This window comes from Myroides sp. LJL119 (genome assembly GCF_054871605.1).
On record NZ_JBTXLO010000009.1, the window covers coordinates 17,455 to 31,125 of the forward strand.

11 protein-coding genes, 3 tRNA genes and 1 pseudogene are annotated in these 13,671 nt (G+C 33.1%); 8 read left to right on the forward strand and 7 right to left on the reverse strand.

The window, feature by feature from the left end:
- The first annotated feature begins 199 nt into the window (after positions 1-199).
- The 3 genes from lon to ACYSNV_RS10040 all read left to right on the forward strand — a co-directional run bounded on the left by lon (position 200) and on the right by ACYSNV_RS10040 (position 5,268).
- Positions 200-2,668, forward strand: coding sequence for an endopeptidase La (lon, locus tag ACYSNV_RS10030; RefSeq protein ID WP_461762436.1), 2,469 nt, complete (start codon positions 200-202; stop codon positions 2,666-2,668).
- A 486-nt stretch (positions 2,669-3,154) separates the two neighbouring features.
- Positions 3,155-3,844 carry a (d)CMP kinase gene (gene cmk, locus ACYSNV_RS10035; protein WP_461762437.1) on the forward strand — a complete coding sequence of 230 codons (690 nt, stop codon included), beginning with the start codon at positions 3,155-3,157 and terminating at the stop codon, positions 3,842-3,844.
- 44 nt (positions 3,845-3,888) lie between these two features.
- Entirely contained in the window at positions 3,889-5,268 is a 1,380-nt protein-coding gene (locus tag ACYSNV_RS10040; protein ID WP_461762438.1) for a nucleoside permease, read from the forward strand.
- 288 nt (positions 5,269-5,556) lie between these two features.
- On the opposite strand, the gene ACYSNV_RS10045 is transcribed toward ACYSNV_RS10040, so the two are convergent.
- The 3 genes from ACYSNV_RS10045 to ACYSNV_RS10055 form a co-directional block, all read right to left on the reverse strand.
- Positions 5,557-6,906, reverse strand: coding sequence for a DEAD/DEAH box helicase (locus tag ACYSNV_RS10045; RefSeq protein ID WP_461762439.1), 1,350 nt, complete (start codon positions 6,904-6,906; stop codon positions 5,557-5,559).
- Between the two features lie 121 nt (positions 6,907-7,027).
- Entirely contained in the window at positions 7,028-7,789 is a 762-nt protein-coding gene (locus ACYSNV_RS10050; protein ID WP_461762440.1) for a C40 family peptidase, read from the reverse strand.
- 92 nt (positions 7,790-7,881) lie between these two features.
- Positions 7,882-9,060 carry an acetyl-CoA C-acyltransferase gene (locus tag ACYSNV_RS10055; protein ID WP_461762441.1) on the reverse strand — a complete coding sequence of 393 codons (1,179 nt, stop codon included), beginning with the start codon at positions 9,058-9,060 and terminating at the stop codon, positions 7,882-7,884.
- Positions 9,061-9,338: 278 nt separating this feature from the next.
- On the opposite strand from ACYSNV_RS10055, the gene ACYSNV_RS10060 reads away from it, so the two are divergent.
- The 3 genes from ACYSNV_RS10060 (at position 9,339) to ACYSNV_RS10070 (ending at position 9,603) form a co-directional block, all read left to right on the forward strand.
- A tRNA-Ser gene (locus ACYSNV_RS10060) sits at positions 9,339-9,422 on the forward strand.
- A 5-nt stretch (positions 9,423-9,427) separates the two neighbouring features.
- Positions 9,428-9,502: transfer RNA gene (locus ACYSNV_RS10065), tRNA-Pro, on the forward strand.
- A gap of 27 nt (positions 9,503-9,529) precedes the next feature.
- Positions 9,530-9,603, forward strand: a tRNA-Arg gene (locus ACYSNV_RS10070).
- A 284-nt stretch (positions 9,604-9,887) separates the two neighbouring features.
- Here ACYSNV_RS10070 and ACYSNV_RS10075 read toward each other — a convergent pair.
- A pseudogene (locus tag ACYSNV_RS10075) lies at positions 9,888-10,094 on the reverse strand (transposase); the annotation flags it as partial.
- Between the two features lie 328 nt (positions 10,095-10,422).
- On the opposite strand from ACYSNV_RS10075, the gene ACYSNV_RS10080 reads away from it, so the two are divergent.
- The gene (locus ACYSNV_RS10080) at positions 10,423-11,232 is read left to right on the forward strand and encodes an alpha/beta fold hydrolase (RefSeq protein ID WP_461762442.1); all 810 of its coding nucleotides are present in this window, start codon (positions 10,423-10,425) and stop codon (positions 11,230-11,232) included.
- Here ACYSNV_RS10080 and ACYSNV_RS10085 read toward each other — a convergent pair.
- The 3 genes from ACYSNV_RS10085 to ACYSNV_RS10095 form a co-directional block, all read right to left on the reverse strand.
- The gene (locus ACYSNV_RS10085) at positions 11,222-11,425 is read right to left on the reverse strand and encodes a hypothetical protein (RefSeq protein ID WP_461762443.1); all 204 of its coding nucleotides are present in this window, start codon (positions 11,423-11,425) and stop codon (positions 11,222-11,224) included. The genes ACYSNV_RS10080 and ACYSNV_RS10085 overlap by 11 nt on opposite strands.
- A 132-nt stretch (positions 11,426-11,557) precedes the next feature.
- Entirely contained in the window at positions 11,558-12,499 is a 942-nt protein-coding gene (locus ACYSNV_RS10090) for a lytic transglycosylase domain-containing protein (RefSeq protein ID WP_461762444.1), read from the reverse strand.
- On the reverse strand, positions 12,483-13,160 hold the full coding sequence (locus ACYSNV_RS10095) for an alpha/beta hydrolase (RefSeq protein WP_461762445.1): 678 nt from the start codon (positions 13,158-13,160) through the stop codon (positions 12,483-12,485). Before ACYSNV_RS10095 ends, ACYSNV_RS10090 begins: the two co-directional genes overlap by 17 nt.
- 190 nt (positions 13,161-13,350) lie before the next feature.
- Here ACYSNV_RS10095 and ACYSNV_RS10100 point away from each other — a divergent pair, with 190 nt between their 5' ends.
- A complete protein-coding gene (locus ACYSNV_RS10100) occupies positions 13,351-13,632 on the forward strand; it encodes a GNAT family N-acetyltransferase (RefSeq protein WP_461762446.1) in 282 nt (93 codons plus the stop codon).
- Positions 13,633-13,671 lie beyond the last annotated feature (39 nt).

Here is a 13,671-nt window from a genome sequence, read left to right on the forward strand (position 1 = left end):
TCTAGTAGAATTGTTATATAAAAAAGTCCCTAAAAAAGCATTAGGGACTTTTTTGTGGCATAAAGATTGACTTATTATAAGTAACAAAACCAGATATAAAATATAAAATACTGTTAGTTAATGAATTAGATGATAGGAGTTTGAAAAAGTATCCTACGCTATCAAATATAATAACTGACAAAATGACGCAAATATAATTATGGGGGATCAAAAAATAATAACATTGGACAATTTGTCGCTACAAGATATGGTAGATGGAGATTCAGAATTCATTCCATTACTAAGTCATGAAGACGAACAGGAGATGAATATGGAGGAATTACCAGATCAATTACCTATTTTACCTTTACGAAATATGGTACTGTTTCCTGGGGTTGTGATACCTATTACTGCAGGTAGGGATAAATCAATAGAACTCCTACACGCAGCAAACAAAGGAAATAAGACAATAGGAGTGGTTGCGCAAATTAATGAAGATACAGAGGATCCAACCATGGGTGATATCTATCATCAGGGAACTGTAGCAAAAATTCTAAAATTGTTAAAATTACCTGATGGTAATATAACGGTGATTCTACAGGGGAAAAAAAGGTTTGATTTAGTAGAATTAGTTCAACATGAGCCTTTTTTAAAAGGTGTTGTGGCGGAAAGACCTCAAAGTACTCCGGATGCAAATGATGGGGAGTTTGAAGCTTTAGTTGATTCTATTAAAGAAGTTGCTATTGAAATAATTAGAGAAAATCCTAATATTCCTTCCGAGGCAAGCTTTGCTATTAAGAATATTGAAAGTAATTCTTTTTTAATCAACTTTGTTTCATCAAATATGAATCTAAGTGTTGAGCAAAAACAAAACTTGTTGAACATTAATGATTTAAAGCAACGTGCATTTGAAACACTGAAACTGATGAATTTAGAGCTTCAAAAATTGGAGCTTAAAAACACGATTCAAAGTAAAGTTCGTTTTGATTTAGATCAACAGCAAAAAGAATACTTCTTACACCAACAAATGAAGACCATACAAGAAGAACTTGGAGGATTTTCAAATGAAGAGGAGTTTGAAGAAATGAAAAATAAAGCCAAAAGCAAAAAGTGGACTAAGCAAGTTAAAGAGAGGTTCGATAAAGAAATGCTCAAGTTTCAGCGCATGAATCCGCAAGTTGCTGAGTTTGGGATTCAAAGAAATTACTTAGAGTTACTCTTGGAGTTACCCTGGTCGGAGTATAGTAAAGATAACTTTGACTTAAAGAATGCTCAAAAAATTTTAGATAAAGAACATTACGGAATTGAAGACGTTAAAAAACGTGTTTTAGAACATATGGCTGTTTTAAAACTACGAAATGATTTAAAGTCTCCGATTCTATGTTTATATGGGCCTCCGGGTGTGGGTAAAACATCTATTGGAAAGAGTATTGCCAATGCATTAGGAAGGGAGTATATTAGAATTTCTTTAGGAGGGTTACGTGATGAGGCAGAGATTCGAGGACATAGAAAAACTTATATAGGAGCAATGCCTGGTAGAATTATCCAGAGTATTAAAAAAGCAAAAACTTCTAATCCAGTATTTTTATTAGATGAGATTGATAAACTTTCTTCAAGCCACAATGGAGATCCTTCTTCCGCTTTATTAGAGGTATTAGATCCAGAGCAAAATTCAGATTTCTATGATAACTTCTTAGAAATGGGCTATGATCTGTCAAAGGTAATGTTTATAGCTACTTCTAATAGTTTATCAACCATTCAACCTGCTCTTCGCGATCGTATGGAGATTATCGAAATGAATGGTTACACCATTGAGGAGAAAGTAGAGATAGGTAAGCAACATTTACTTCCAAAGCAAATAAAACTGCATGGTTTAACTTCGAAAGATTTGCAAATTGGTAAAAAGCAGATGGAGTTCGTAATTACTAATTACACTAGAGAATCTGGGGTAAGAGCTTTAGATAAAAAACTAGCACACCTTGCAAGGGGTGTTGCTAAAAATATTGTAATGGAGCAAGAATACGAATCTAAACTAACAGAAGCTGATATAATAGCTATTTTAGGAACTCCTAGATTTGATAGAGATAAGTATGAGTCTAATGAAGTAGCAGGGGTTGTTACAGGATTGGCATGGACTAGTGTAGGGGGTGATATATTATATATTGAGTCTTTGGTTAGTAAAGGTAAAGGGGGATTATCGATTACTGGTAATCTTGGAAATGTAATGAAAGAATCTGCCACTATTGCCCTGGAGTATATAAAAGCCCACGCTAAGGAATTAAATATTGCACAGGAAGTACTAGATCAGTATAAGATTCATATTCACGTACCAGAAGGTGCTACTCCTAAAGATGGTCCGAGTGCGGGTATTACAATGTTGACCTCTATGGTTTCTTCTTTCACGCAAAGAAAAGTTAAAAAGAATTTAGCAATGACCGGTGAAATTACCTTGCGTGGTAAGGTTTTACCAGTTGGAGGTATTAAAGAAAAAATTTTAGCGGCAAAAAGAGCCAATATCAAGGAAATAATATTGTGTAAAGACAATAAAAAGGATATAGATGAAATTAAGGCTGATTATTTAAAAGGACTTACATTTCATTTTGTTGATAAAATGGAAGAGGTTTTGCAAATCGCATTAACCGACCAGAAAGTTAAGAATCCTATTGTTTTTGACATCGAAAAAAAATAAAAGCAAGTTTTAGTATATAAAAAAGCACAACATATCGTTGTGCTTTTTTAGTTTTTGACGCTTTTTATAGTATGTGATAAAAATACTTGGTTAAAAAGGGGGAGAAAAGAGGATATTTGCTATTAGAAAGCTAAGTGTTTATGGTGTTTTATTAGAGCTTTTTAAATAAAATTTGCAATTTTTTTGTAAATTATAGTGCTTAATTATTTGATGATTAGTTTTTTATGTAAAAAAGGACAATACTTGACATAATTTGTCTACCAAAAGCGCGAGATAATGTACCTTTGTCAAGCTCAAAAAAAAGGGAAATACATTTTTCATACAAGATTTTGTATAAGAAAAATAGGAAACTAGCAGTAATGGATTTTCGTTTTAAACATATAGATCTTTTTTTTGATTTATATTGCCAAGAATAATATTAGGTTAATTTAGTAAACTTGTATGTTTGAGCACAATTAACTATAACATAATTTAAATTTTTCAGTTTTGAAGAAAATTACAATAGCAATCGATGGATTTTCCTCTACCGGAAAAAGTACATTAGCTAAATCACTTGCTAAGTCTTTAGGCTATGTGTACATCGATACAGGAGCAATGTACAGGGCTGTTACTCTTTTCGCAATGCGAAAAGGCTTTATAGATCAAGAACATTTTGATCAAGAAAAACTCATTGCGTCTTTAAATGATATTGAATTGCATTTTCAATATAATCCAGAAAAAGGTTTTGCTGAAATTTACCTGAATCACGAAAACGTAGAAGAGATTATACGAACTTTAGAGGTATCTGGTTTTGTAAGTCAAATAGCTGCCGTGGCTCAGGTTAGGAGAAAACTAGTTGAACAGCAACAAAATTTCGGAAAATCCAAAGCAGTTGTAATGGATGGGCGCGATATTGGAACTGTTGTTTTTCCAGATGCTGAATTAAAGATATTTATGACAGCCTCTGCTCAAATTAGAGCTCAACGTCGTTTCGATGAATTAAAACAAAAAGGGCAAGAGGTTTGTTTTGATCAGGTATATAATAATGTTGTGGAAAGAGATCGAATTGATACCACTAGATTAGACTCTCCTTTGCATAAAGCAGATGATGCTATTGAGGTAGATAATTCCGATCTTAGTATTGAACAGCAATTTGAGCTAATTTTAAGCCTTGTTAAACAAAGACAAGCTTTATAAAACGTAAATAATTTATTTTTTTAATTGATATAGCCTAAAAATATATGGGATCTAGTAAAAATGTAAAAGCAAGATTAACTATAATGAGCTTCATGCAATTTTTTGTTTGGGGTGCTTGGTTAATTACAATTGCTAATTATTGGTTTAACACCAAAGGATGGAGTGGAAGTCAGTTTGGACTTATATTCGCAACTATGGGAATTGCTTCTGTTTTTATGCCAACAATAGCTGGTATTATTGCCGATAAATGGGTTAATACAGAGCGGTTATATGGTGTTTTACACGTTTTATACGGAGGGTGTTTATTTTATTTAAGTACCGTTACAACACCCGATCAATTCTTCTGGGTAATGTTAGTTGCTATGTTTTTTTACATGCCTACAATAGCTTTAAGTAATTCGATTTCTTATGATATTTTAAAAAGTAATGGTTACGATGTTGTAAAGGATTTTCCTCCGATTCGAGTATTTGGAACAATTGGCTTTATTGTAGCTATGATTGTAACAAATTTAAGTGGAAATAAAGCAACACAGTATCAATTTATTATCGCAGCTGTTGCAGCAGTTTTATTAGGGATTTATTCCTTTACTCTACCTGCATGTAAACCAAAGGGAGAGAAAAAAGGAGATTCTTGGCTAGAAATTTTAGGTTTGAATGCTTTTAAATTATTTGCCAATTATAAGATGGCTTTATTTTTTGGTTTTTCAATGTGTCTTGGTGCCGCATTACAATTAACAAATGCCTATGGAGATGTTTTCTTGGATGAATTTAAGTTTTTTCCAAAATATGCAGATTCTCTAATTGTCAAATACTCTACTATCATATTAGCAGTGTCTCAAGTTTCAGAAACGTTGTTTATTTTAGCAATTCCTTATTTTTTAAAGCGTTTTGGAATTAAGACCGTGATGTTAATTTCTATGTTAGCTTGGGTACTTCGTTTTGCCTTCCTAGGGTTAGGTGATCCAGGAACAGGATTATGGATGATAATAGTATCTTGTATTGTTTACGGAATGGCTTTCGATTTCTTTAATGTATCCGGATCTTTGTTTGTAGAAACCTCTACTGAGCCTTCAATGCGTTCTTCGGCTCAAGGGTTATTTATGATGATGACAAATGGTTTTGGAGCTATTTTAGGTAACTTAATAGCCGGAAACTTAATTGATTCTTACTTCACAAAAAGCTTCACTCAAATCTCGGATTTAGCAACTTATTTGGATACAACTACAGATAACCCAACCCTTCTTGCAATGGTAGGTCAAAAAGGAGCTGAGGTTCTTCATAACGGTGTATTAAGTATACCAATTAATATTAAAGAATGGACTCATATTTGGATGACATTTGCGGCTTATTCATTAGTTGTTGCTATTTTATTTGCTATCTTTTTTAAACATAAACACAAATCAGGAGATGATGTGAATTTATAATGCTTTTATATAAGCGATAGAAAATTATAATAAGAAACACCCCAAAAAAGTATCCAGCTTTCTTGGGGTGTTTTTTGTGTAAATAGAAAAGATTAAATACCAATAAGCACAGATTCAAAATAAATAGGGTAAATCATACCTTACTTAAAACACAATGACGATCAAACAGTATCTATTATTCTATAAAATATGAGCTCGGTGGAATACCGAGCTCATTATATTGCATAACTTTCTAATTTGGATTTTTTTATAAATTCATGTTAGTCAGTAATATTGTTTAGGTTTTTGTTATTCTCCACGACGTTTAGCGGCTCTTTTTGCTTCAACCGCGCGGTTACGTGGTTTGTTTTTTCTAGGAGTTCGTTTTCCAGGCCCTCCTAAATTTACTTTTTTGTTTTTATCCTTTTTTTCATGAAAAGCAGCACCTTTTTCGATTGGCTTTTTGACTTTAGTTAGCTGTTTGGATTTTAGTTTAGACTTTTCAAACTCCATTAAAGATTCTGAGATGATTACTTCTTTTGGAATTGGAATCTCACGTAATTCTTTATCCATTAGTTGCTCGGCCTCTAATAGAAATTCCTCTTCTTTTGGATCAACCAAAGATATAGCAACTCCTTCTTTATCTCTACGACCTGTACGTCCAATGCGATGTATGTATTGCTCAGGTGAATCGGTAAATTGTAAATTTATTACATGAGAAATATCAGAGATATCTAAACCACGAGCCATGATATCAGTAGTTAAAAGTCCTCGTAATTCACTACTTTGAAATTCAGCCATACTTCTTAATCGGAAATTTTGTGACTTATTAGAGTGAATTACTGTAAATTCCTCAGGAAACTCTGTTTGTAGTTTTTCCATCACCACATCTGCTAATCGTTTACTGTTGATAAAAATTAATACACGATTAAATGTTTCCTTATCCTTTAAAAGATGTAATAATAAATTCATCTTGGTATTAAAGTTGGGAACATGGTATAATTGCTGATCTATTTTTTCAAGCGGTGTGCCTGACGCAGCTAGAGAAACCTCTTGAGGAAAATCAAAATATTCATCTAATATCTCATCTACTTCTTCTGTCATAGTTGCTGAGAATAGAATATTCTGTTTTTTATTTTTCATCATAGCTAATATAGATGTTAGCTGGGTTCTAAAACCTAGATTTAATATCTCATCAAACTCATCTATTACTAACTTCTGTAAATGATCAAAACGAAGTACTCCATCTAAGGCAAGATCCATCATACGTCCAGGAGTTCCAACTAAAATATCAACTCCAGCATAAACAGCCTTACGTTGGGTGTTAATATTGGTTCCTCCATACACTCCTAAGGTTCTAATAGACATGTATTTGGTTAGCTTTTGCGTTTCTTCAACAACTTGCACAACAAGTTCTCTTGTAGGAACAATAATAACCACTCTAGGAGTGTCAATATTAGCAAACTTCCATTGTTTTAAGATAGGCAATAAGTAAGCGAAAGTTTTACCAGTACCTGTTTGGGCTATTCCCATTACATCTCTGCCTGATAATATTACGGAAAATGATTTTTCTTGAATCGGGGTAGGAGTTGTTATATTAAGTTCCTTAAGGGCTTTATCTAAAGCTTTCGGTAGATTAAATTGCTCGAAAGTATTCATAGTATCTAGATTTTGTATCAAAGATACGCTTTTATTTTTTTCGAGAATTAATATTTATAGTGTTTGTTAAAATTCTTTATTATTAAAAGAATATCAATAGTAATTTTGTTAAAAAAGTACTTTATAGTATTTTTTTAATCACTCTTAATTTATGAGTGTGTCTTTTAGAGTCAATATTATAGATACCAAATTGATCAAGTCGATCAATCCTTACTTTTCCATGAGCATGAATAATATAATTGTTATCCATTATAATTCCAACATGTGTAATATTGCCTTCTGCATTGTCAAAAAAAGCTAAATCTCCCACTTCGCTTTCTTCAATAAAACTAAGTACTTCCCCTACTTGAGCTTGTTGAGAAGCATTCCTTGGAATGTGATAGCCATTTATTCTATAAACCATTTGCGTAAATCCTGAACAATCTATGCCAAAAGGAGTTTTTCCTCCCCAAAGATAAGGTGCGTTTAAATACATAAAAGCTGTTTTTAAAAACACACTTTTGTCAAATTGACCACTTATACTGCTGCCTTCATAAACAAACTTGTCAAGGTTTATACTGTTTTTTGTCAAGCCAGAAAGACAACTCCCTAGGGGAACAGACATTAAATGATTTGCAGGGTTTGTAATAAAATCAACTAATTCAGCTGAATATATCAAAGGGGAATCATTCAAGAAATCGAAATCGTCTTTTGATATTAATTGGTATTGTTTGTTGTCTACCCAACCTTGATATTTGTCAAAAGCTAATTCAATTTTAGACCATTTCTCAGTTTGTTCTAAAATTTTGAAATATTCTCCAAATAAAATTTGTGTAACCATCTCGCTTCGATCGGATGGCTCCGCACGTAAAGGAACGATAGCTAGATTGCAATATGCAAACATAATGTTGTTTTGAATTAGTGTGCAAAAATAAAATAAAAGATGGGTCTGAACAAATCAAACCCATCTTATAACGTCTACTAAAAAATAGTGAATTAAGCTTTTTCTATTACCATTGCTGAAGCACCACCACCACCATTACAGATAGCAGCTGCGCCAATTTTTGAATTGGTCTGTTCCAGTACATTTAGTAATGTTACTATAATACGTGCTCCAGAACATCCCAGTGGGTGTCCCATTGCTACGGCACCTCCGTTAATATTTACTTTATTTGGATCAATATCTAAAATCTTGGTATTGGCTATCCCAACTACAGAGAATGCTTCGTTAAACTCAAAGCAATCTACATCTGATAATTTAATATTAGCTTTCTCTAGAGCTTTAGGTAGAGCTTTGGCAGGAGCTGTGGTAAACCACTCTGGTTCTTGTGCTGCATCTGCATAACCTACTACATAGGCTAGAGGCTTTATTCCTAGTTCAATTGCTTTATCCTCACTCATTAGTACAACAGCTGCTGCACCGTCATTAATAGTAGAAGCATTTGCAGCCGTTACGGTTCCTTCTTTTGTAAACGCGGCCCTTAAACTTGGGATTTTGTCTAATACAACATTTGTATATTCTTGATCTTTAGTGACAAAAATTGGATCTCCTTTACGTTGAGGTACGGCTACTGGAACTACTTCATTATCAAATTTACCTTGTTCCCAAGCTTTGGCAACCTTCGAGTAAGAGTCAATTGCAAAAGCATCTTGCTCTTCTCTTGTAATTTTGTAAGTGGAAGCGCATAGGTCGGCAGCTACTCCCATCGCATTGTTGTCATAGGCATCTAATAAACCATCTTTTTGTAATCCATCCACTAATGTTGCAGGACCAAATTTTGTACCTTGACGCATATGAACATAGTGAGGAATCTGACTCATATTCTCCATTCCTCCTGCGACAATAATATCGGCATCCCCACATTGGATGGCTTGTGCTGCTAACATTATTGTTTTCATTCCAGAGGCACAAACTTTATTAACAGTGGTACATGGTACCTCTTTAGAAAGTCCAGCGCCTAATGCTGCTTGTCTTGCAGGAGCTTGTCCTTCACCAGCCTGAACTACGTTACCCATATAAACTTCGTCCACTAAGTTGGGATCTAAGTTTATTTTGTCAATAGCACCTTTAATGGCTGTTGCACCTAGGGTAGTTGCAGGTACAGAAGAAAGAGAACCTAAGAAACTCCCTATTGGAGTTCTAGCGGCAGAGACAATAACTACTTTTTTACTCATAACTATAATTTTAATTAGTTTTATGGTTTTTTGTTTGGCTAGATCTTTTTGAGATCTTATGTTTTCGAGTGGTAAATTACATAAAAAAAGTTGATTTTACTATTGTATTGTATCTTAGTGTAAAATTGTATAAAATATTATTATCATTAGGTAATTGATAATTAGTGAGTTCTAAATATTATTGATTTTTTTTTATTTTTTTTGCTACAAAAGCTTGCGTAGAATCAAAAGTAGTGCTAAGTTTGCATCGCAATAAAGGAGAAATCCTGACATGCAAAGGAGAGGTGCCGGAGTGGTAACGGAGCAGATTGCTAATCTGTCATCGGGTAACCGATGCCAGGGTTCGAGTCCCTGTCTCTCCGCAACTCGGGGTGTAGCGTAGCCCGGTCATCGCGCCTGGTTTGGGACCAGGAGGTCGCAGGTTCGAATCCTGCCACCCCGACAAGAAAACAAAAATGTTTTCAGGCTAGGTCCAATAGCTCAGCTGGATAGAGCAACTGCCTTCTAAGCAGTAGGTCTCAGGTTCGAATCCTGATTGGATCACAACAACGTTCTGGAAAACGTTGAAAATAAGCTAAATAGATAGTTCGTGTGTGAAATTTGCACGACATTTGTCTAAATGTTGTTTGTATTATTTAATGTAAATTTATACAAAATAATACGAAACTAACAAATTAGCTGTTTAAACTTATAAAAAAAGACCACTAATTTAGTGGTCTTTTTTGTTTACTCCCTTTCGCTTTTAAAATCACAACATAATGCTTTGATGAAAATTTCTAAGGTATCAAGAGATAGAGATCTTTTGGATCAAGTGCAAAAGTTGGGGACTAAGCAAAAAGTTTGCTTAATCTAAATAGAAAAAAAGCTCTGTCTTTTATTCCTATATGCTTCATACCTAGGTGCTTAATTTTATAATTAAAGGATTCAGCAGAGGCATTTGTACTTCTGTGATTAAAGTAGTTTAAGATAATCGGGTAATACTGCATGAAGGTCTTTACTACAACCTGAAACTGTTTTAGATCGGTTTGCTTAACCTGATTAAACCATTATGCAAGTTTTGTTCTTGATCCAAATATTATTTACTCAATAATCATATCGTCCTTTGATTTGTCTTGGCTTTATAAAGTAGCAATCTTTCAAGATTTCTCTTTAATACTCAATGTCGTTTAGTTAGGCGTATAAGATTATCTGGTTGCTGGCGTGATACAGGCTCTAGAAAAGTAGTTAAAAAAGCGCTATTTTACTTGTAACAATAAAGTTATTTAAATACTTTAAAATTTTTTATTTCGTTTTTTTTGTATTTTATCGTGAATGTATCTTTTAAAAATATTATTATTGTCCTTCACTTCAAAGCGTATTTCCATGTTTAGCTTAATTCAAGATTTTTTACAAGTAGAATCTTCGCAAATTTATTATCACTATTATAAACAGAATAAGACACCTGAAAATAATTTTACTTTAGTATTGCTACATGATTCCCTTGGGTGCATAACCCTGTGGAGAGATTGGCCAAAGTTTTTTGCAGAGCATCTTGATTGCAATGTACTTGTATATGATAGAGTAGGATACGGGAAGAGTCAGAAAATGTCTAGTGTAGTTCGTTCATTAGATTATTTACAAAAGGAAGCCTATTTCCTTAATAATATCCTGGATTTATTACAGATAAAGCAAGTATGTTTGTTTGGTTATAGTGACGGAGCAAGTATAGCCCTTTTATATGGTGCCTTGTTTCCCATGTCTACAAAGGGAATAATTAGTATTGCAGGGCATGTATTTGTAGAACAAATTACTATAGAGGGGGTTAATAAATTTAAAGAAGAATTTAACAAGGGAGATTTAGCAGTTCGTTTAGAAAAATATCATCCAGAAAAAGTAAATGACCTTGTAAATGCTTGGGTGAATACTTGGACTAGTGAACAATTTAAAGCTTGGAGTATTGAAGATTTGTTAGATAAAATTATTTCTCCTCTTTTATTTATTCAAGGGGACCAAGATCAGTATGGTTCTTTAGATCAAATAATTCGAACTTTTTCAAAGGTTAAAGGTTTAGCCATTTCTAAAATATATCCTGGCGCTACCCATAGTGTACCTAAGGAGAGAACTATGGAGATTAGACAAGAAACTCTCGATTTCATGTCTACTTATGTGCGGGACTTTAAAATTAAAGATTAATTAGTTGTTCAAATTTATCTTTAAAAAGATTATTTAATCGAGGATCTTTGGTTGCAATATAAGCGCTTTGTAAACTTTTTAAATAAAGGTCCAAATCTCTAACTATACTTCCTTGTACTAAAGTAAAGGGAACCGATAGGTTTTTGGCTTTTATTTTTTCTATTGCTGTGGCAGTATAGTTTTGTTTGTCCATTTTATTTTAATTAGTTGTGGTGATTGCAAAATTAGATGTAAAATAGTTGGAAAAAAAATAAACTTGATTATTGTAGCACGGCAGGACTTTTTATAATGGATTTATTATAAAAAGTCCTGCCGTACTATTGGGTTAAATTCCCTGAGTAGGTATTTCTATTTGATAAGATTTTCCCTTTACTTTTAAAGAAGTATTAACCAGCCATGGATTGTAAAGCTTTAATAATTTGTAGTTGATACCTTGATCTTTTGCCCATTTTGCTAAATCATCTATATCATAATCGACCGTAATTTTATTGGTTTGTACTGGATGGTATTTAGCATTATAGGGAATTGTAAAACCGTATTTATCGGTATTATTCATAATTTCCTTTAAGGCAAGAATTCTAAATACATATCGGGAGGTTTCTTGATTTAAAAATAAATCATAATAATTATCCACATACTGTGTATCTAGAGCTCTTTGAATGCCCGCCATTCCACGATTGTAAGCTGCCGCAACAAGAGTCCAGGATCCGAATCTATCCTTTGCATCTTTAAAGTATTCACAAGCTTTATTTGTAGCAAGTTCTAAATCATATCGCTGGTCAATGGATTCGTCAACTAACAGTCCATAATCTTTAGCAGTTCCTTTCATAAATTGCCAAAAGCCGCTTGCTCCAGCAGGGGATACCGCATTACTTAAACTACTTTCAATTACACATAAATATTTAAAATCATCCGGTATACCATGTTTTTTCAAAATCGGCTCAATTACCGGAAAGTATCTTTGGGCTCTTTTTAAAGTTAAGATAGTTGATCCATGTAAGTTAGTATTAGAGATTATTTCTCGATCAAAGCGTTCTTTTACATCTAGAATATCAAGAGGCACTTTTTCTCCTGCAAAATCGGCTGTTAGGGGAGTTGGGAAAAAATGTGGACTTTGCTGGATTTTTAATTGCTCTAGCATTTTTATTTCGGGATCATTTTGTGCATTATTTTGTGCACTAGTTCCACTTGTCGTAGAGTATATAAAAGTAGAGGAAATAGCAACTACCGCAAAAGTAGCCAATGCGGTTCTAATTGTTTTGTTCATAAGTAGAATCTAATATTAGTTTAGGTAAATTTTCATTAAACCATTTGTATTTGGTAATGATCATAGCGTGAGTTCCTTGTTTTAAGACAATAGCATTTTTAATATTTTTTATAGGAAAAAGTTCATCTTTTTCACCATGTATATGTATAACGTTTTTTATAGGTTGTTCTTGCTTCCAATGTAAAATTTTATCAATCGACCAATTTAAGTATTCTTTATCAGTTACAGTAATATACCTTTTGTAAAGCGATATGCGATGCGATCTTTTTTGTTTTGACCAACTAGGATAATAATTCAACAAAGGTTTTATCAACCAGGTAGGTAAAAGTTTGTAAAGGGACGTTTTTTTTGCAAATCGATACAGGCTAGGATATTCCCAAATATTTTTTGCGCTCGAGATAATTATAGTTTTTCTCGTTTTTATGCACTTACTCAACTCTTGGGTAATTATTCCTCCAAAGGAAACCCCTATAATTACTGGATTTGGATGAACAATTTGTTTTTGAAACTCACTTACGTAATTTTGTAAGGTATAGCTTGACTGTACCTTGGGCCATTGTAAAAAGATAGTTTCAAAAATAGAATTATCTAATTTTATATGTTCGAAAATTAATGGACTTGAGGCCATTCCAGGTATGAAATAAACAGGTATTTTACTCATAATAAATAAATTAACTTTCCAAATTGTGTTTGTTTCAAAAAAAATACCGAACTTTGATAAAAATAATCAATTACCAAATCAATAAAAACTTTCGTGTGTTAAAAGTACAACAACTTAAGGAAATATGAAAAAAACTCCATTTTTGAATATGAGGTAGTTGACCATCTACATAAAACTAATACACTATATAATGGAAATTAAAGACAATGAGTTGCTTCGTCAGTTCGAACTAGAAACTGCCGATGGACTACTTAGTGTGGAATATTCCTTACAAGAAAGAAGAATATTCCTTACAAGGCTAAACAATGAGCAAGAAGGTAAGCAGATTGATAGCGCTGACTTTTTAAAGGGAATTTTAGAATTGGTTCGTGGTAGAAAACTAAGAGTTGTACCCACTCATCCTAAAATTGTTTCGTTCTTTCGAAAAAACCCTAGTTACAAAGAAATGTTACCTCCGGGGATAAGAATTTAATAGTAAAAGAAGAACTATTTTAGATGTAAAAATTAGGGT

Bases quoted from the DNA above. Each gene is read 5' to 3' on its own strand.
- ACYSNV_RS10085 (WP_461762443.1), bottom strand. From the start codon at position 11,425: ATGGACAAACAAAACTATACTGCCACAGCAATAGAAAAAATAAAAGCC.
- ACYSNV_RS10090 (WP_461762444.1), bottom strand. From the start codon at position 12,499: ATGAACAAAACAATTAGAACCGCATTGGCTACTTTTGCGGTAGTTGCT.
- ACYSNV_RS10045 (WP_461762439.1), bottom strand. From the start codon at position 6,906: ATGAATACTTTCGAGCAATTTAATCTACCGAAAGCTTTAGATAAAGCC.
- ACYSNV_RS10100 (WP_461762446.1), top strand. From the start codon at position 13,351: ATGGAAATTAAAGACAATGAGTTGCTTCGTCAGTTCGAACTAGAAACT.
- lon (WP_461762436.1), top strand. From the start codon at position 200: ATGGGGGATCAAAAAATAATAACATTGGACAATTTGTCGCTACAAGAT.
- ACYSNV_RS10055 (WP_461762441.1), bottom strand. From the start codon at position 9,060: ATGAGTAAAAAAGTAGTTATTGTCTCTGCCGCTAGAACTCCAATAGGG.
- ACYSNV_RS10050 (WP_461762440.1), bottom strand. From the start codon at position 7,789: ATGTTTGCATATTGCAATCTAGCTATCGTTCCTTTACGTGCGGAGCCA.
- ACYSNV_RS10080 (WP_461762442.1), top strand. From the start codon at position 10,423: ATGTTTAGCTTAATTCAAGATTTTTTACAAGTAGAATCTTCGCAAATT.
- ACYSNV_RS10095 (WP_461762445.1), bottom strand. From the start codon at position 13,160: ATGAGTAAAATACCTGTTTATTTCATACCTGGAATGGCCTCAAGTCCA.
- ACYSNV_RS10040 (WP_461762438.1), top strand. From the start codon at position 3,889: ATGGGATCTAGTAAAAATGTAAAAGCAAGATTAACTATAATGAGCTTC.